General features: G+C 41.0%; 15 protein-coding genes and 1 pseudogene. 6 read left to right on the forward strand and 10 right to left on the reverse strand.

Annotated elements, in window-relative coordinates; genetic code table 11:
- Window positions 1-300 precede the first annotated feature (300 nt).
- A pseudogene (locus Q0791_RS20630) lies at window positions 301-402 on the forward strand (DUF1778 domain-containing protein); the annotation flags it as partial.
- A gap of 124 nt (window positions 403-526) precedes the next feature.
- Window positions 527-1,414: a DMT family transporter gene (locus Q0791_RS20635; protein ID WP_299010657.1), complete on the forward strand. Its 888-nt coding sequence runs from the start codon at window positions 527-529 to the stop codon at window positions 1,412-1,414.
- Window positions 1,415-1,715: 301 nt separating this feature from the next.
- On the opposite strand, the gene glyS is transcribed toward Q0791_RS20635, so the two are convergent.
- Both glyS and glyQ read right to left on the reverse strand, forming a co-directional pair.
- On the reverse strand, window positions 1,716-3,788 hold the full coding sequence (gene glyS, locus Q0791_RS20640) for a glycine--tRNA ligase subunit beta (RefSeq protein WP_299010660.1): 2,073 nt from the start codon (window positions 3,786-3,788) through the stop codon (window positions 1,716-1,718).
- 11 nt (window positions 3,789-3,799) lie between these two features.
- The gene (gene glyQ, locus Q0791_RS20645) at window positions 3,800-4,705 is read right to left on the reverse strand and encodes a glycine--tRNA ligase subunit alpha (RefSeq protein ID WP_299010663.1); all 906 of its coding nucleotides are present in this window, start codon (window positions 4,703-4,705) and stop codon (window positions 3,800-3,802) included.
- Window positions 4,706-4,995: 290 nt separating this feature from the next.
- Between glyQ and Q0791_RS20650 the strand changes: the two genes are divergently transcribed.
- On the forward strand, window positions 4,996-5,241 hold the full coding sequence (locus tag Q0791_RS20650; RefSeq protein ID WP_299010666.1) for a hypothetical protein: 246 nt from the start codon (window positions 4,996-4,998) through the stop codon (window positions 5,239-5,241).
- Window positions 5,242-5,323: 82 nt separating this feature from the next.
- The gene (locus Q0791_RS20655; RefSeq protein ID WP_299010669.1) at window positions 5,324-5,887 is read left to right on the forward strand and encodes a DNA-3-methyladenine glycosylase I; all 564 of its coding nucleotides are present in this window, start codon (window positions 5,324-5,326) and stop codon (window positions 5,885-5,887) included.
- 99 nt (window positions 5,888-5,986) lie between these two features.
- Here Q0791_RS20655 and Q0791_RS20660 read toward each other — a convergent pair whose 3' ends face one another.
- The 3 genes from Q0791_RS20660 to Q0791_RS20670 form a co-directional block, all read right to left on the reverse strand.
- Entirely contained in the window at window positions 5,987-9,190 is a 3,204-nt protein-coding gene (locus Q0791_RS20660; protein ID WP_299010695.1) for an amidohydrolase family protein, read from the reverse strand.
- A gap of 304 nt (window positions 9,191-9,494) precedes the next feature.
- Window positions 9,495-9,758 carry a sulfurtransferase TusA gene (tusA, locus tag Q0791_RS20665; RefSeq protein WP_299010672.1) on the reverse strand — a complete coding sequence of 88 codons (264 nt, stop codon included), beginning with the start codon at window positions 9,756-9,758 and terminating at the stop codon, window positions 9,495-9,497.
- A 166-nt stretch (window positions 9,759-9,924) separates the two neighbouring features.
- Complete coding sequence (locus Q0791_RS20670) at window positions 9,925-10,524, reverse strand: porin family protein (protein ID WP_299010676.1); 600 nt, start codon at window positions 10,522-10,524, stop codon at window positions 9,925-9,927.
- Between the two features lie 226 nt (window positions 10,525-10,750).
- Here Q0791_RS20670 and Q0791_RS20675 point away from each other — a divergent pair, with 226 nt between their 5' ends.
- Entirely contained in the window at window positions 10,751-12,643 is a 1,893-nt protein-coding gene (locus Q0791_RS20675) for an FAD/NAD(P)-binding protein (protein WP_299010678.1), read from the forward strand.
- Between the two features lie 87 nt (window positions 12,644-12,730).
- Here Q0791_RS20675 and ybaK read toward each other — a convergent pair whose 3' ends face one another.
- The 3 genes from ybaK to Q0791_RS20690 are packed head-to-tail and all read right to left on the reverse strand — an operon-like array spanning window position 12,731 to window position 15,762.
- Window positions 12,731-13,198, reverse strand: coding sequence for a Cys-tRNA(Pro) deacylase (gene ybaK, locus Q0791_RS20680; RefSeq protein WP_299010681.1), 468 nt, complete (start codon window positions 13,196-13,198; stop codon window positions 12,731-12,733).
- Window positions 13,195-13,710, reverse strand: coding sequence for a GNAT family N-acetyltransferase (locus tag Q0791_RS20685; RefSeq protein WP_366942500.1), 516 nt, complete (start codon window positions 13,708-13,710; stop codon window positions 13,195-13,197). Before Q0791_RS20685 ends, ybaK begins: the two co-directional genes overlap by 4 nt.
- Window positions 13,711-13,728: 18 nt before the next feature.
- Window positions 13,729-15,762, reverse strand: a complete 2,034-nt coding sequence (locus tag Q0791_RS20690) for an FAD-dependent oxidoreductase (RefSeq protein WP_299010684.1) — start codon at window positions 15,760-15,762, stop codon at window positions 13,729-13,731.
- A gap of 126 nt (window positions 15,763-15,888) precedes the next feature.
- Here Q0791_RS20690 and Q0791_RS20695 point away from each other — a divergent pair, with 126 nt between their 5' ends.
- A complete protein-coding gene (locus tag Q0791_RS20695; protein ID WP_299010686.1) occupies window positions 15,889-16,932 on the forward strand; it encodes an AraC family transcriptional regulator in 1,044 nt (347 codons plus the stop codon).
- Between the two features lie 73 nt (window positions 16,933-17,005).
- On the opposite strand, the gene Q0791_RS20700 is transcribed toward Q0791_RS20695, so the two are convergent.
- Both Q0791_RS20700 and Q0791_RS20705 read right to left on the reverse strand, forming a co-directional pair.
- Complete coding sequence (locus Q0791_RS20700) at window positions 17,006-18,250, reverse strand: aminotransferase class V-fold PLP-dependent enzyme (RefSeq protein ID WP_299010689.1); 1,245 nt, start codon at window positions 18,248-18,250, stop codon at window positions 17,006-17,008.
- A 26-nt stretch (window positions 18,251-18,276) separates the two neighbouring features.
- Entirely contained in the window at window positions 18,277-19,029 is a 753-nt protein-coding gene (locus Q0791_RS20705; RefSeq protein ID WP_299010692.1) for a tryptophan 2,3-dioxygenase family protein, read from the reverse strand.
- Window positions 19,030-19,239 lie beyond the last annotated feature (210 nt).

Below are 19,239 nucleotides of genomic sequence, written 5' to 3' on the forward strand. Positions count from 1 at the left end.
TCATTGTGTCACCTATATTGATATGAAACTGATTATACAGTCTCTAAGTAGGTGGCCAAATTCACTATACCTCTTCACTCTGTACTATCTCTGTACTATCTCTGTACTATCTCCGTACTATCTCCGTACTATCTCCGTACTATCTCCGTACTATCTCCGTACTATCTCTGTACTATCTCTGTACTATCTCCGTACTATCTCCGTACTATCTCTGTATTATCTTCATAAAAGTTGATCTTGTGTTGTTTAAAATATCTCCCCATATTAGTTACGGCATTAATCCGTACAACTGGAGGTTTTATGGCAATGGCAAGACTAGACATACGTTTGGATGAAGACATCAAAGCGAAAGCGGAGAAAGCGTCGGCTTTACTGGGGTTAAAAAGTTTAACTGAGTATGTAAGCATTAGGGATGAAGCTAATGTATTTGATCGTTTTAGTGATTTAAGCTCTGCGCGAGATTGCGTGCTATTATTACGCTAACACGGCTATCTTCTTTTAAAAACATCGTCTGAGTTAATCGTCTATGAGCCTGAAGAATTATTTAACGGTATTAGTCATTGGACTGATTTGGGGATCACAGTTTATATTTCAAGAGTTAGCCTTAGGGAGTTTCTCTCCTATTTGGATTGGTGCTATACGGGCGGTTATTGGTGCTATTACCTTAATAGTCATGTGTCAATTACTCAAAATAAAAAGTACCAGCAGTCAATGGGTTTTATTCAGTATGATAGGTTTATTTGAGGCCGCTATTCCTTTTGTGCTTGTTCCTTGGGGACAACAGCATTTGAATAGTTCTATTGCTGCGGTATTAATGGGAACTCTGCCATTTTATGTTTTATTACTCGCGCCTATTTTTGTTAAGGGAACTAAGATCCATTTAACGCATATTATAAGTCTCCTTCTTGGGTTTAGTGGCTTGTTGGTGCTCTTTTATCCCGATTTATTCGCAAGTTCGGGAAAAACAAATTTAGTCAGCGCTCTTGCCATTATTACGGCAGCAGTGTGCTTTGCTATTGCACTGCTATTACTCAATCGTGTTAGTCATGAGCACCCTTTAATTGTTGCAAGAAATGTCCTTTGCATGGCGAGTATTCAGCTTCTTGTCATTGCATTTATCACCAATATAACAATGCCTTTTGAATATAAAGGATTGTCTGTAAAGGCAATATTCTCAGTTTTTTACTTGGGGGTGGTCTGTGCGGGTATTGTTTACTATTTATATATGAAGAGTATTAAAAATGCGGGGCCTGTATTTACCTCAATGACGAATTATATTGTCCCTGCGGTGGGCGTTTTCATTGGTGCACTAGTCTCCCATGAGCCTATTAAAATCAATACTTGGATCGCGCTGGTGATTATTCTCAGTGCGTTATTGATAAATCAGGTGTTCTCTTTGAACAATAAAAAATAGCGCTCAGTAGCTTGAAATATCACGAATACTCAGCAAATCTTGATAAGGTTAACATGAAAGAAAAACCTAGACACGTGTCTGGTGTTCGGCTCTTAACTTGGTTGAGGGCTTTTTACTTAGCCGAGGGCTCTCTACTTGGTTGAGGATTTTCTACTTGGCTGAGGGCTCTTAACTTAGCTGAGGGCTCTTATTTTTAGGCTGAGGGCTCCTAGGGTTTTACTTTACGGCTGAATGTGTCTCATTGAATTTGCAGGCTCGCTTTATTATGATAAAAGCGAGCCTTGCTCTTTAATAATGAAAACTAGCCTTGCAGAAGCGAGATATCGGCGACGTGTAAAAACTCGTTACGCAGCTGAGTCAATAGCGCTAAACGATTATTCTTAAGGGCAACATCATCACTCATGACCATGACATCTTCAAAGAAAGTGTCGACGCTATCACGCAGGGCGGCCAATAAGCTTAAAGCTTGCTGGTAATCACCCGATGCAAATAAAGGCGCCAGTTGTGGCTGTAGCGTGGTTAATTGCTTTGAAAGCGCGATTTCAGCGGCTTCGTTCAGCAAACTGGTATCGATACTGCTTGGCAGTTCACCTTCCACTTTGGCCAGAATATTGGATACACGCTTATTTGCGGCAGCGAGTGAAGCGGCCTCTTCCAGTGCTCTGAAGTGGGTGACTGCTTGAATACGGCTATCGAAATCAGCAGGCTTGGTTGGGCGGCGAGCCAGTACCGATAAAATCACATCAACGTTAATGTCTTTATCTTGATACCAAGCACGGAAACGTGCCATGAAGAAGTCTAATACTTGTTCGCAGGTTTTATCATTGCTTAAGTTACTACCGTGCAGGTCTTGAGCTTTGGCAATGAGTTCGACTAAATCAAGAGGAAGCTTGTTGTCGACGATAATGCGCAAAATACCGATAGCGGCACGTCTGAGTGCGAAGGGATCGGCGGCGCCTTTAGGGGCTTGGCCAATACCAAAAATACCTACTAAGGTATCGAGTTTTTCAGCTAATGCAACACAGATACTGACAGGTGCTGTAGGCACTGTATCGCCTGAAAACTTAGGCTTATATTGCGCTTCAATGGCGTTAGCAACAGCATCTGTTTCACCGTCAAGGCGAGCATAATGCATACCCATGGTGCCTTGAATGTCAGTAAATTCCATGACCATATTCGTCATCAAATCTGACTTTGAGAGTAATCCAGCACGGGCAGCGTCGGTTTCATTGGCATCAATGAGCGGCGCAATAAATTCGGCCAGCGCTGATATACGCTCGGCTCTTTGCTTTAACGTGCCCAATTGTTTTTGAAAGACCACGCTCGCTAAGCTGTCTAGACGTGATTCAAGGCTTTGCTTCTTATCTGTCTCAAAGAAAAACTCAGCGTCGGCTAAACGAGGACGAACCACTTTCTCATTACCTGAGATGATCTGCTGTGGATCTTTTGACTCGATATTCGTCACAAAAATAAAGTGCGGCAGCAATGCACCTTGCTCATCAAAAACAGGGAAATACTTTTGATCGCCTTTCATGGTATAGACTAAGGCTTCGGCAGGCACATCGAGGAATTTTTCTTCAAAATTGGCTGTTAATACCACAGGCCATTCAACCAATGAAGTGACTTCCTCAAGTAAGTCATTCTCAAGATCGGCGATACCATTGATTTTTAAAGCAGCGGTTTGAGCATCGGCTTGAATGATTTGCTTACGGGCTTCATAATCGGCGAGCACTTTACCTTGCTCTTTGAGGGCTGGCAAATAGTTGTCAGCATGATCGAGCTCAAAGCTTGCTTGTCCCATGAAGCGATGGCCACGAATGATGCGGTTAGACTGCACGCCTAATAGCTCACCTTCAATGAGTTCACCGCCTAATAGCATAGTGACAGTGTGTACTGGGCGAATAAATTGCGTCTTACTGCTGCCCCAACGCATAGGTTTAGGGATTGGCAGCTTATCCAGTGCCCGCTGGGCCATTGCAGGCACCAGTGACTGGGTTGCAACACCCACTACTGAAGCTTTGTGAAGCAACCATTCCCCTTTGTCTGTGACTAGGCGTTCGGCTTGTTCAACACTGATGCCGTTTCCACGAGCCCAGCCTTGAGCCGCTTTGGTAGGATTGCCATCACTATCAAATGCTTGTGCTATTGCTGGTCCGCGTTTTTCAACGATTTTATCTTGTTGGGCTGTGACTAAACCTTGAATAGAAAATGCTAAGCGGCGCGGCGCGGCGTACCATTGGCTCGATTCAAAATTAAGTTCAGCCTTAGCGAGTTCTTCTTTGAAATTATTCAAAAAAGCCGTGGCGAGAGTGCGCAGCGCCTTTGGTGGTAATTCTTCGGTGCCTATCTCTATGAGTAAGTTCTCAGTGTTCATTTATTTTACCTCTACTTACACATAGGGAAGCCAAGAGCTTCACGGGCTTGATAATAAGATTCTGCAACACCTTTAGCGAGTGTGCGGACACGTAAAATATAACGTTGGCGTTCAGTGACTGAAATAGCATGACGGGCATCGAGTAAGTTAAACGCATGAGAGGCTTTCATGACTTGCTCATAAGCGGGGAGTGGCAGTGGCTTTTCTAGTGCTAATAATTTTTGACAAGCTTTTTCACATTCATCAAAGGTGCGGAACAGCACATCAACATCGGCATGTTCAAAGTTATAAGCGGATTGTTCGACTTCATTTTGGTGGAAAATATCACCATAAGTCACACGGCCCATAGGGCCATCTGTCCACACAAGATCGTAGACACTGTCGACTTCTTGAATGTACATGGCAAGGCGCTCTAGGCCATAGGTGATTTCACCTGTGACTGGGCTGCATTCAAGGCCACCAACTTGTTGAAAATAAGTGAATTGTGATACTTCCATTCCGTTAAGCCAGACTTCCCATCCCAAACCCCAAGCGCCTAAGGTGGGCGATTCCCAGTTATCTTCGACAAAGCGGATATCGTGGACTTTTGTATCCACACCCAGTGCTTCCAGTGAGCCTAAATATAACTCTTGAATATTGTCTGGTGACGGTTTTAAGACCACCTGAAATTGGTAATAATGTTGTAAGCGATTAGGGTTTTCACCATAACGGCCATCAGTTGGGCGACGACACGGTTGGACGTAAGCGCTGCTCATTGGCTCTGGACCTAATGAACGTAAGAAAGTTTGAGGGTGGAATGTACCCGCGCCTACTTCCATGTCTAAGGGTTGTACTATCGCGCAACCTTGCTGCGCCCAATATTCTTGCAGGGTCAAAATAAAGCCCTGAAATGTTTTTACGTCGTGTTTGGTCGTCATTGTTAATGCGCCAGGCCTTAATAGAAAATGGGACTGATTATACCCTATGTCGGTTATTTTTTACCAGATGTGAAGGTGGGCTTTTAAATGGAATATCGACTCAAAAGACACATGAATACTTTAACATTGTCTACAAATGTAAAGGCCGAGGGGGAATGCGGTGAGTATCATTACTAGGTTATTGTATATCAATCACTTTACATCGAACTTGTGGTTACATTTTAAAAAACGAAATGTGGGTAACTCCTTATATAATTAAGGGGTGGTTATTAATATAGGCTCAAGCCGTTATGTTTAAATTTAATTGTCATCAGTTCACTCATACGATAGAGAAAGTGAATACATATTGTCATCAACATCATTGGTGTTTATCTCAATGGTGTGTGTCTAAACATAGGTTAACCTATGGCAATGATGCTTTTACTGAATTATTCCATCTTCCGAAGGATTTAGTTGCTAATGAGCCACTTGAAGCAGAAAAACATAATGATAAAGATAGTGACGAAGAAGGTGTGAATGGCGGGTCTTTACATTAGTGTATTTATTTGCAGCTAACTGAGTTATTTTGAAGGGACGATTTTTATAATAAATTTTTTATAATAAGTAAGGGAAGCTTAAATGGATGTCAAACGTTGCAGTTGGGTGAGCGAAGATCAAGAGTATCAAGAATATCATGACAAAGTGTGGGGCAGGCCTGTTTATGATAGCCAAGAACTCTTTGCTAAATTATGTTTAGATGGTCAGCAAGCGGGTTTATCTTGGTTAACGATTTTAAAAAAACAAGCCAATTACGAAGCGGCCTTTGCTCAGTTTGACCCCGCTAAAATTGCGTTATTTGATGATGAGAAAGTTGAATCTCTAATGCAAAATCCCGGCATTGTGCGTAATCGCTTAAAAGTGAATTCCATTATAAAAAATGCGCGCGCTTATATGGCCTTTACAAGTGCGGGTCATGATTTTTCAGCATTTTTATGGAGTTTTGTTGGGGGGGAGGTCAAATATAATGCCTTTGTTCATGGCTCTGAAATTCCGGCACAAACAAATGAATCTGTTGCTATGTCAAAGGCATTAAAAAAATTGGGTTTTAATTTTGTCGGCCCGACGATCTGCTATGCATTTATGCAAGCGGTAGGTATGGTGAATGACCACACTTTAGAGTGTTTTTGTTATAGCGAAGGCTAGTTTTCTATTGAGCATATCAGAATTATAAAAAAGCGGAATGTTCCACGTGGAACATTCCGCTTTTTAGTGTCGTGATTTTATCAACTTATACTGTTTTATCTATTTTTCAAAATAAAATGATTGTCTTTTGGTTTCATTATTTTGATTGATAAGGTTCATGGTTTCACTGTTATATAATTTTCCATTTACCATGGTAAAAACCACTTTATCTGTGGTGCGAATATCCCTAAGCGGATTGCCATCTATCACAATTAAATCGGCTAGTTTACCGACTTCAATTGAGCCTAAGTGCTTATCCATGCCAAATGTTATTGCTGGGTTAATGGTGGCGGTTTTCAAAACGTCCAAGTTATTCATGCCGCCTTGGGCGAACATCCACATTTCCCAGTGTGCGGCTAAACCTTCACGTTGCCCGTGTGCGCCTATATTAGGATGAATGCCCACATCATTGAGTTGCTTGGCCACTTTGGCGACAGCAAAGTGATTGTAGTGTTCATCCGGTGCTTTGGTGCGGCGCATTGCCCGTGCATTGAGAATATCGGTTGGCACATATTGAGAGAGCCTTGGATGGCTCCAGACATCCGTTTTATCATACCAGTAATGTTCACCTGAGATACCACCATAAGCCACGACTAATGTGGGCGTGTAACCCACTTTTGTTTGGCGCCAAAATTGTTCAACATCTTGATAAATTTTAGCAACAGGTAAGGAGTGCTCAACCGTAGTATGGCCGTCAGCAACCATGGTGAGGTTATGCTGTAATAAACTGCCCCCTTCAGGAACCACCATCATTTTCAGTTCTCGTGCAGCAGCAATGACTTGCTGACGTTGTTCACGTCTCGGCTGATTGTAACTTTTGACGCTAAAAGCGCCCACTTTTTTCAAACGTTCTAAATGAAATTTTGCATCATCTAAGGAGTCAACATGGGAGGTGTAACCCGGTAGGTTGGCACCATAGAGAATGGTACCCGTGGAGAATAATCTCGGTGCAGTAATTAGCCCTGCTTTTTGTTGTTCAGCGGCGGCAAATATTTCAGTGGTATCATTGGAAGGATCATGAAGCGTTGTTACGCCTAGAGATAAGTTTGCGTATTGTTGCCAGTTTTGTTGGGGGATGATTTCATCTTCACCCTGTGGCCCATGAGCGTGAGCATCGAATAATCCTGGCATTAAGGTTTTGCCGCTGATATCTATGACTTGTGCATAAGTGGGTACATCAACGTCTTTTGCTTGACCCAGCTCGACAATATGATTGTTTTTGACAATAACAGTCCCCTTCTCTATGACTTTATCACCTTGCATAGTGATAATTTGTCCGCCTACAAAAGCGATTGTTCCACGTGGAACATCGGCTTTTTGTGTGAAACCCAGTTCAGTGACTTGAGGTTCTTTTGGTTCGAATTTTGAATCGTCATTAAGATAACTGTTTTTAATATTGGCTTGGTAAAGCTCTGGACCTAGCGTCCAGTAGACTTGCTGATTATTATTACTCCAACTGATGCTTTCTCCGGCTCTAACACTGAGTTGTCTTACTGGCAGGTTTGTGGCCTTGGGGCCAATTTCAATGGTTTCAGCATGTTTGGCAAAAGGTGTGATCCACACTTTAAAACGCTCAGCAAAAGCCAGTTCCTTGCCGTTGGGGGATAGTCTAAATTCGGTGGCATGTTTGCTCGTATAATGGATCTTTTTGTCAAAGCCTTCCAGATTAATGGATGCGAATTCAGGTGTTTCTCCTAAGTCCATAAAATAGACTCTATCGTTGCTTGCACCAAATTGGGGTTGATGTCCTGTTGATGTAATTTTCTTTGCTTGTTTGGTTTTGATATCGAGGCGATAAAGACCGGTATTTTGAGACCATGTCGAAGAGGTTAGGAAGCCCCCTTTTACCTTGCGGTATACGATAAATTCACCATTAGGAGCAAAGGTTGGTTCCACATATTTTCCAGGCTCTTGAGTTAAAGTGGTGACTTTTTGGTTTTCTATGTTGAGGATACGAATGCTTCCTTGCTGTTTATCGTCCCAAGTGGTGAAAACAATATGCTTTCCATCTCTAGACCATTGAGGGTAAAGTTCTCTTAACTTGGGGGGAAGGGAAGTGAGGCGAGCATGTTTTTCACTTTTTAGATCCCTTATCCAGAGCTTACCTAATGCTTCAAAGATGACTTGTTCTCCATTGGGAGAGACTTGCGCCATGCGTAGCATTTTGACATCAAATTCATCATTATCTATGTTTTGCTCAAAACGAACGGCGGGTTGAACGGTGCGTTTAGCATCGACACTAAAAGGAATTATTTGAGTCTGTTTTGATTTTAGATTGAACTTATTTATTTTTCCGTTAGCCCAAAATACAAGTGATTGATTGTCTGGTGTCCAAGACATGTGAGGATAAACACCGTGAATAGCCCAAGTTTCTTGCATGTCTCTGTCTAATTTGTCATACAATTTCTCTGTTTTACCCGATGCTAAGTCGAGTAAATATAGCGATGACTGAAAGCCGTCTCGTTTGATGTAGGCGAGTTTCTTACCATCAGGACTGGGTGTCGGTCTTATCGCACCACCTGTACCTTCAATCAGAATATCGATATCGCCCGTTTGCGTATCGTATCGTTTAATTTTGTAAATGCCTTTCACTGAGTCTTTAGAATAGTGAAAGGTTTTCCCTGGTGTGGCATCTTGGCTGAAATAAATATAGCGGCCATTCGGTGAGTAGGCGGGTTCACCTAGATCTTTTTGTTCGTTGGGGCGTTCTGTTAACTTAACGCCATCGCCTCCCGCGACATGGTATAACCAGACTTCACCCGCGCCCAAACTACGGCTGCCGGTAAAGTGTTTTCGTGCCACAAGGTATTGCGAATCAGGGCTCCATGCCGGGCTATTAAGGAGTCGAAAGGTCTCAGTAGTGATAGGGTGTTGCTCACTGCCATCGGCTTTCATTAGCCAAATATTGTCTCCGCCATTCTCATCGGAAGTATAGGCTATCCATTTTCCATCGGGACTGTATACAGGTTGCATTTGCCAAGCAATTCCGCTGGCGAGGACTTTAGCTTTACCCCCTGTAATGGGCATTTGATAAATGTCACCGAGTAAGTCAAAAATGATGTGTTGGCCATTAGGACTCACACTCACATTCATCCATGTGCCTTCATTGACATTAATATCGATTTCATTCAGTGGTGCGTTTTCTGGAGCATTAACATGCCATTTCTTTGAGTCTTCTTCATTGGCAAAGGTCGATGTTTGAATACCGAGTGGAAGGGCGAATGCAATTGCGATACTTAAGGGGGTTAATCTTTTTTTCATTATTAAAAAACACCAATGGCAACTTATTTATTTGGCGTTAGTTATCGCACAAAACACTTAACATTAATACTTCATTTTTGTTTCAATTCATTATAAAAAGGAATATATCTTCTTGATACCTCAGAATGCTGCCTTCGGCTGATAAGAGTTAACTTGTTGGAAGTGTGAAAAATGCATCGACTATTTACGTGCTTTGGAAAATATGTATTTTGAAAGCATCACGGGGACACGGGAAGGAGATATAAGGGATATAAAAGGGGGAAGGTAGAGGGCTGGCAACCTCATTTGGAGCTTGCCAAACTGAGTATTATGCAGAGCCTTTTTTAATCAGGTATCGGTAGGGTAATACTGAGGTGTCACTGGCAATGAGAGTGTGATCCATAAATTCACAAAAGCTGGGAATATCACGAGTTGTTGCAGGATCATCGGCAATGACCAGCAATGTTTCCCCATTATTTAGGTTTCGAACAGATTTTCTGAGCATCATTACGGGTTCTGGGCAACGCAGGCCCAGTGCATCAAGCTGGTGCTGTGCTGTGTCAAAGCTGTCAGTTTCAAAAATGTCGCTCATAATGTATTGCTCTTCATCACAGGAATAAAATAAAGAGGCAATTTTACGCTAGCTTGTGGTATTTTCCAACACTATAAAATTGTATCAAAGGTTCATAAGTGTTCCACGTGGAACACTTGAATAAAATTGACAGGGATCTTGTATATTCAATATCTGAACTTAACGATTAGAATTGATAATCGATACCTAAACTCCATTGAGAAATGCTTATACCTTCAATAAGACCAAATGTGGCACTGTTTGTTATGTCCTCTAAGTATTCAAAGTTGACATGGACACGAATATTAGGAGTTAATGTGAAATTCGCCCCTGCTCCTAGTACGTAGGACAAATAATATAGATGTTCCTTATTATAATCATGGTGATATTCATAATCGGCCTCTGAATAGCTTAATCCCGTTTTGAGAGAAATAGAAAACATGTCATCGAGTGGGATTGTCCATTTAGGGGTTAGAATATAATTAACGATATTGATTTTGTTGAGATCATTGTCTTGTTGCTTACTTTTGGCGGATATTTGTGTTGCACTTAATTCAAGAGCAAAAATATGATTAAAATCATAACCTGTGTATAGCGTTGTGCTTAATGATGGACTTAAATCGCCATCTGACATATTGATAATATTGATTCTTTTAGGTTTTATATCGGCCCAGCCTAATGCCGCACCAATATAGAGCCCATTGTTCGAGCCTTGTGCATAAGAAACTTGTGGCAGTATTAAGGAAGTGCTGATTAGACAAGCTGTTATAAATCTTTTTAATGTCATTTATTTTAATTATTTCTCATTAAATTTGGTGTAAATTTTAATCATTCGTATCGTGATTGATATATTACTTTAGTCTTGGTTAGTTTTGTGAATATAAGGGTGATGATTTTTGGTTATATGGATACAAGTTATGTCTGAATGATATCGTGAGTAGCTTGTAAAAAAACGAAGCTGCTTTTATTCATCTATATTTATATGATTTATATAATATATAGAGGGGCAGTTTATGCCAGTCTTTGATATAGGGATTATCGGTGTTGGCCCAGCAGGATTAAGTATTTTACAGCGTTTATTATCCCGTGCCAAAGCATTGCCTTATAAGCCAAATCAAAAAATACGTATTGCGTTATTTGAGCCTAACCCACCCGGTACAGGAGTTCATTCGCCTACACAATCACATTTTCTTAGTTTGCACAGCACCGCGATACAAGCAGATCTATTCCCTCAATCTGAATATTTTATTCATCATGGATATCAATTAAAGGAAGACATTAATAGCATAAACGGCTTGAACTTTTTTCAATGGTGCCGTGAACAGAAAATAAAACTGAATGAGTTTAATCAAGTTGTTGCTCGAAATGGCCAATGGGTACAAGGTGAAGCTTGTAATGCTGCTAGAGAGGTTGCAAAAACAGACTACCTTCCTCGTTACTTAGTCGGAGAATATTTAGCTTATTGCTATAAGATATTAATGAATGCGGCACCTGAGAATGTTGAGTGCGAGCTCTTTTCATTTTTAGTGAATGACTTAGAGTTAAGTGGAACATCTGATTACCAAGGGTTTATTGTTGTCGATGAAAAGAAAAATATTCAGTTAAAATCGCTGATTTTAACTTTAGGATATACAGGCAAGCGGCGACTTGATGAGAAAAAAGGGAGTCGTTCTAAAAATGAAATACACATACATTACCCTTTACCTTCTTTAGAACATATCAAAGAAAATGAAACGGTTGTAATAGAAGGAATGGATTTATGTGCGTTAGATATATTGTCAATGTTGACGCTAGGGCGAGGTGGAAAGATTAAGCTTAAATCTGAGCCGTTAACCGCTCAATATGTTCCATCGGGGCTTGAGCCACGTATTATATTATTTTCTCGTTCAGGGTTATTGTTACGTTCTCGTCCTGAGATTACAAAAGATTTAATTGGGTATCAAACGTTACTATTTACACCTGAGCATATGAGGCGTTTAACTCACCATCGAAATCATCAGTTAGATTTTCAACGGGATATATACCCTATTATTTGTCTCGAAATGCGAGCTATTTATATATTAACAAAGGTAAATTCAGTAAAAGCACAATATGCTAAAACATTCGTGGAGCTTGCCAGTTTGAATGATAACTTAGCCCAATTTACTTCCTATTTGGTCGGGTTGGAAAATAAGTATGGTGCTTTTGCTATTGATGAATACCTGTTAACTGCATTACCAAGCTCTCTATCGAAGAAAAATTATCAGGATTGGTGTCAGGATTTTCTTCAGCAAGATATTCAAATGTCTATCCAAGGTATATTAAATCCAGTTAAAGCGGCATTAGAGGTTTGGCATTATATTGTACCTCAGTTGAGAATCCTTGTTGAATTTGAGCGACTGAGTCCCTCTTCTAAAATGGCATTTTTTACCTCATGGTATTCCATAATAAAAAGAACCCTTGGAGGACCTGAAATGATCCGTAATTTACTGTTATTGGAAACGATGAAGGCTGGGGTTGTTCAAATTAAAAGAGGGAGTTTGAGCCGAAGGCTGGATATTAGTCAACCTCTTCATTTGATGACACTTGAAAATGAAAAATATCCAATTGACTATTTAGTGCACGCACATTTACCTAATAGTGGAGCTCAAAATACAGATTCCAGCGTATTGCGCTGTTTAATACAGTTGGGAATGATCCATACTGAAAATTTGAATTATGCGGGCATGGATTGCTTGCCGATTAATCGACAATTTCGACTCATATCAGCAAAGAATAAGCCAAATGAGAATATATGGGTATTAGGGCCAGGGCTTGAGGGAATAACCTATTTAAATCATCATTTACCTTCAACAGCAAAAACGTCTATGGATTTCATTAATGCTGATAGCATTGCAAAACAAGCTTTAAATTATGTTATGAGGTGACCATGAGATAAGAGTGGACTTTTCTTTTTACGAGAGATGAAGTCTCAGAGGCTGACTTTAAAATAAGACTTAAGCCATGTCGTTCTATCATGAGGTGAGTTCAGCCCATTTTGCTCGAGTGATATGGTATAAAGCACTGGGATTGAGCTCTATGTCTAAACCGCGTTTTCCGCCACTGACATAGAGATTTTTCAGTTGGCTCGCAGAGCTATCAATAAAAGTCTTAAGTTGTTTTTTTTGGCCGATAGGGCTGACGCCACCTAATACATATCCTGTGCTACGCAGCACATCTTGAGGTTTGGCCATGTGCGCTTTTTTACTGTTCGCGGCTTTTGCGAGCTGTTTTAAATTGAGCGTTGAATTCACGGGAATAATGGCAACCACTAATACGGCATTATCAATTTGGGCGATTAAGGTTTTAAAGATAAACTCGGCTTGAACCCTCATCTTTTCCACTGCTTCTAATCCATAAGATGGGCTGTTGGGGTTGTGTGAATATTCGTGTAGCGTAAAGGGGATACCTTGGTGGGTTAATTGTTTTATCGCAGGTGTCATAGTGTTTTTTCCATTACAAGTACATCGACATTTTTGTAATTGACTTGCTCGATGGCTTGCCATCCCAATTGTGTATAAAGGCCACCGCTATGATCTTCTGTTTGAAGGTATAAGTGGCAGACTTGATGTTGCTTGGCGAGTTTAATGACTTGGTTGATTAATCTTGTGGCTATGCCTTGGCCACGGTAGGGCTTATCAATATAAACACCACCGAGCCAATGTTCTTTTTCTGGATAAATATCCATTTCTCTGAATTTAAGTTGTGCGGCGCCCAGTAAGATGTCATTTTCAATGATGAGGACAATAAGTGGTAATGTATCACGGTTGAGGTAATCGGCTAATTTGAGTTCCAAGGCTTCAGTGTTGCGGCCTGTACCTATATAGCCCCATTCGTCACTGTACCATTTTGCAATTTGTGGAATAAATTCTGGTTTATCGGCGAGTAAGTGTAATTCCATTTCTTCGTTAACTTTTACAAAAGGTGATATGCAATGTATATCACCTTTTATCATTTAAATACAATGTATTGACTATAAAGTTGCCGCCAATTCGCAGCCTTGCTTTATGGCTCGTTTAGCATCAAGCTCTGCGGCGACATCGGCCCCACCAATAAGATGGACGCTTTGCTTGGCGTTTTCTAATTGAGTGTGTAATTCTCTTAAGGGTTCTTGCCCTGCACAGATAATGACATTGTCAACATTTAATATTTGAGCCTCTCCCGCAATATGAATATGTAGGCCGTTATCATCTATTATTTTATATTCAACATTATTGATCATATTGACTTTTTTAGCGGCGAGTCCCGCTCTATGAACCCAACCAGACGTTTTGCCCAAATTCGCTCCTACTTTGGTTGATTTACGTTGTAATAAATACACTTGTCTATGTGTGGTGGCAGGTTTTGCTGGGATTAAGCCGCCTCTATGTTCCATGTTTAAGTCGACTCCCCACTCTTTCATAAAGGCATCGATATTTAAACTGGGTGACAGACTGGAATCATGAGTTAAATATTCGGCGACATCAAAGCCTATTCCGCCTGCGCCGATAATGGCAACTTTTTGTCCTACTGATTTTTTATCCTGCAATACATCTAGATAGCTCATAACTTTTGAATGTGTTATACCTTCTATATCGGGTGTACGCGGAGTGATGCCTGTGGCTAGAATAATATCATCATAGCCTTGTTCAATCAGTTCTGGAGCTGTGACTCGTTTATTCAGTACCGTTTCAACATTCAGTTTTTGCGTCATGGTTTTGAAATAACGTAATGTTTCAAAAAACTCTTCTTTACCCGGTATTTGCTTGGCGATATTAAACTGACCGCCTACTTCAGCCTTATCGTCAAATAAGGTGACACTATGGCCACGTTGTGCCGCGACTGTGGCAAAAGCAAGTCCTGCAGGACCTGCGCCGACGACGGCGATACGTTTACTGACTGGTGACTTGATATAAACGAGCTCGGTTTCATGGCAAGCGCGTGGGTTAACGAGGCAAGTAGTGAGTTTCATGCTAAAGGTATGATCTAAACAGGCTTGATTACAGCCTATGCAGGTATTGATCTCATCGGCTTTGTTGGCCGCTGCCTTATTGACAAACTCAGGATCGGCGAGAAAAGGACGGGCCATTGAAACCATGTCAGCGTGGCCTTGTGATAATACGGACTCTGCTATCTCAGGTGTATTAATTCGGTTAGTGGTGATAAGTGGAATAGAGACTTCACCTTTTAGTTTTTCAGTGACTTTTGTAAATGCGGCTCTTGGTACTTTAGTGACAATAGTAGGAACTCTCGCCTCATGCCAGCCAATTCCTGTGTTAATGATAGTGGCACCAGCTTGCTCTATTGCTTTAGCAAGTTTAACGACTTCTTGCCAAGTGCTGCCTTTTTCAATGAGATCTAGCATGGATAATCGATAGATGATAATGAAGTTAGGGCCGACTTTTTCACGTACTTGACGGACTATCTCAAGTGGAAAGCGAATTCTGTTTTCAAAGCTGCCGCCCCATTTATCATCGCGTTGATTTGTCCGTTCAATAATAAATTGATTAATAAGATAACCTTCAGATCCCATGATTTCGATGCCATCGTAGTTGGCATATTGAGCCAGACTGGCACAATGGACAAAATCATTAATTTGCTTGTGTATTTCTTCATCGCTAAGGGCGCGAGGTCTAGCGGGGTTAATGGGGGCTTGAATGGCCGATGGGGCTACGGGCTCTTTACTGTAGGCATAGCGGCCTGCATGTAAAATTTGCATGCAAATTTTTCCCCCCGCATCATGGACGGCTTGAGTTACCACTTTGTGTTTCTCGGCTTCTTTGATGGAGTCCATTTTTGCACCACCTTGAAACACTGCGCCTTCTGGATTTGGCCCAAAACCACCAGTGACAATGAGCCCGACACCCCCTGCGGCCCGCTCTTTAAAGTAGGCGGCCATACGGGCGAAGCCATTGGGCGTTTCTTCTAAGCCTGTATGCATAGAGCCCATTAAGACTCGGTTTTTAAGTTGAGTAAACCCAAGATTCAATGGGCTTAATAAATGGGGGTAGGGATGGGTTGTTTGCATGCTTCACTCGATAATATGTTTATTTTTTCATTCAATTTAGCGGTCGGCTGAGCTTCAAACAAGACATTGTCGCTACAATTTATTATCCTTAGTTAGCATTTATGTTTTTCCATTGGGTGATAATGAATGAGTGAAGTGAAAATCAGTTTGGGGGATATTTCGGTTAATTTTATTCAACAAATGGATTTTACCGTAAAGCAGTTGGGTTTCGACTTAACGCCTTTGTTAGATAAATATCAATTGTCAATTGGGCAGCTTGCTGCCCATAATGGCCGCATTGCTATTCCTAAGTATATGCGTTTAGGTTTTGATGCCATTGCACTCACAGGGCGTGTCGATTTGGGACTTGAGATGGGGCGAAATAGTGGTTTTCAGTATTATGGCTTATTAGGTTTTGCAGCCATGGCGGCAAAAAATATGGCCGATATGATGGGGTTATTTGCCGATTATGAAATGCTGCTTAGCCATAATATTCGCGGCCAATCGTGTTTTAATGCACAAGAGGGCATATTATCTTTTTATTCAATTGCACCTTATAACCAATATAATTTTTTTGTGGTGGATTCTGTGTTGGCCAGTTGGTTTTGTTTATTACAATCTCGATGGGAAAAATTACCTCATCAGTCAAAGCCTTTTTTAAAAGCGGTGCATATTGAATATCCTGAGCCGACAAATAGTGCCCAGTATCAAGCTTTTTTTTCTTGTCCGGTTATTTTTAATTCTCACTTTAATGGCTTAGTGTTGCATAAAACATGTTTATTGCTTCCATTAGTAGATAGCTGTGAGGCGAGTTTTTTATCGGTAAAAGATCTGTGTGACACACAAAGAGCAGGCTTGATAGACAACCAGACTTGGCGAGTCAAAGTGGCTGATAAAATGAGCCAGCATTTAGTCGGAAAAATGCCAAATATTGATGAAATGGCACAGTTGTTAGGTACGACGTCTTGGACGTTAAGGCGGCGCCTTTATCGAGAGTCAACCAACTATCAAACCATTATGGATACCACTAGGCAGGGACTAGCGTTAAGTTATGTGCGTGAAACCACACTGACATTCAGTGAAATCGCCTATCTGCTGGGTTTTTCCACCCCTGCTGCATTCTATAAAGCTTTTAAACGTTGGGCGGGAACGACGCCCAAGCATTATCGACAGCAATATATTAATAAATAAAAGTTTAATAGTTAGTGAGTGCTTGCTAACTATTGAGCTATGTTTTTGAATGTGGATTTCAATGGTTGGTATTTTATGCGCTTTGTTTTATATCTTCCTTATTGACTGAATCGCTTTGAATGTTATTACCTATGTGCTCTATGGCCTCTAATGTGGTTTCCAGTTGAGGGTTACTGACATAGGGGGCTGGGCCTAGCCTGAGTTGATTGCCGCGACTGTCACATAAAATATTATGTTTGGCGAGCTCCTTGACCCAAATGTGTGCCTGGGGAGAGGTGAGCGATAAAAATCCGGCGTTATTTTCAATGCTGTGTTGTGGTAATGACAGAAGATTGGCGTTTAACTTGATGGATTTTATGCCTGTGTATAGTGTTTTTATTTGTGCATGATTGATTTGATGTAAGGTGACATCGGTGAGTCGATGTTCATCGAAAAAATCAAATACAGCTGCCGCTCGATAGTGGCTGGCGGGATCGTAAGTTGAGCCTGAAAATGCGTGATGGCCTTGCCCATATCCCACTGACGAAGCGTGTTTATTTAAACTGTCGAATTCGGCAAACCAGCCTGTAATTAATGGACTACCATGGTAATTTTTGGGAAGACGCATAAAACAATTACCTTCACCCGCTTGACAGTATTTATAGCCGCCACCAATGATAAAAGCCGAATCCACTTGCCAATCATTTAGATTAAAAGGAATGACATTGAGCGCGTGGTAAGCATCAATTAAGCAAGGAATAGATAAATCATTAGCGGCCTTGGCGACTTGACCTATATCGTTAAATATTTCACTGCTTGAGAAAAAGACCGCTGAGAGCATCACGGCATCGGTAGTGGTATCGAGTTTTTCGATAATGCGTGTTGCTAAGGTTGAACTTGGTGAAACGGGCACTTTTTCAATGATGCAATTGATATCTTTTAATCTATCCAGTTGCCTACGCATGGAGTGAAACTCGCCATCTGTGGTGATGATTTTTATCTGTCTATGGAGCTTGTGAGTTTTTAATTGAGGTAAATCAGATAAAAATCGTAAAATAAGCTCGTGAGTTGAAGCACCGAGTGTGATCTCACCATCAGACTCACCGAGTAAATTGGCATAAAAGTGTTTGACTCTTTCAGCTTTTTCAAAGGCAGCTTGCCACTTATCATCTATGTGTAAAGCCGCATCATTGAAGCTTTGAAGCAATCCTTGTTTGGCGACATTGGGCCAGGCTTGATGTGAATGACCCGACAATAAAATGCGGTCGTCTACTTGAAAGTCGCTGTAGTGAGATTGCAGTGTATGAGCGGCTGGCAATATAAGGGGCTTGTTAAGCATATAAGTATCGACTCTCTGATCTCAAATTAAAGTTTGGCGCGAATATTCCAAAGGCTTGGAAAGAGGGGTTTAAATAAGGTTTTAGTGAGATATTCTGCCCCGCTCGATCCGCCTGTGCCCATTTTGGTGCCTATAGTGCGTTGAACCATTTTAACGTGACGATAACGCCATTCTTGTAAGCCTTCATCGAGATCAACGAGTAATTCGCATATTTGAGACAGCGGAAAGTTGTGCTGATAAATTTCAATGAGCAGGGCTTCGAGTTGGTCATCTTGATAGTGAGGATCGCTCTGCCATTGGGGATTGATTGTGTAATTCTCCGTCGCCACTAATGATAAAAAATCACTCCAAATGGAAGGGGTTTCTAATCGTGCTTTTAGTTTTTGTTTGCTGATTTCATCATGAATATGGATTAGGTTTTCACGTTTATAGCCCAGAACAAATTCAATTTCTCTAAATTGAGCACTTTCAAAACCACTGGCCGTATCCAGCCTATTTCGAAAACTTTTAAACTCCAGTGGCGTCATGGTTTCTAAAATATCCACTTGACCCACTAAGGTTTTTAAAATCGTTAAGGTGCGTTTTAGCGTGTGCAGTGATTTAGGTATATTGCCTTGAACGAGACTGATTTTAAGAAAATCGAGTTCGTGTAAGACTTGTTTAAACCATAGTTCGTAGGTTTGATGAATAAGAATAAATAGCATTTCATCATGTTCTTTCGATTTGGGTTGTTGCAGTGTGAGTAGCTCATTGACTTTAAGGTATTCAGGGTAATTCATTTTATTGTCATTATTGCTTATGAATGTTGATTAAATGTTTCATATTTGCGAATTAATGCCAAGAGGAAGAAGAATAAGAGTCAACAAACAGGTTGTAACGAATTTTTGACTGAAAAAGGAAAGATAGCGGGGGAATATATACCCGTGACTGATGAATCCCCAGTTTTTTTACTCACAGGTGATTCCCAGGAAGTTGATTTTATTTGGGAA

The sequence above is a fragment of the uncultured Shewanella sp. genome (assembly GCF_947495455.1).
GTDB lineage: Bacteria > Pseudomonadota > Gammaproteobacteria > Enterobacterales > Shewanellaceae > Shewanella.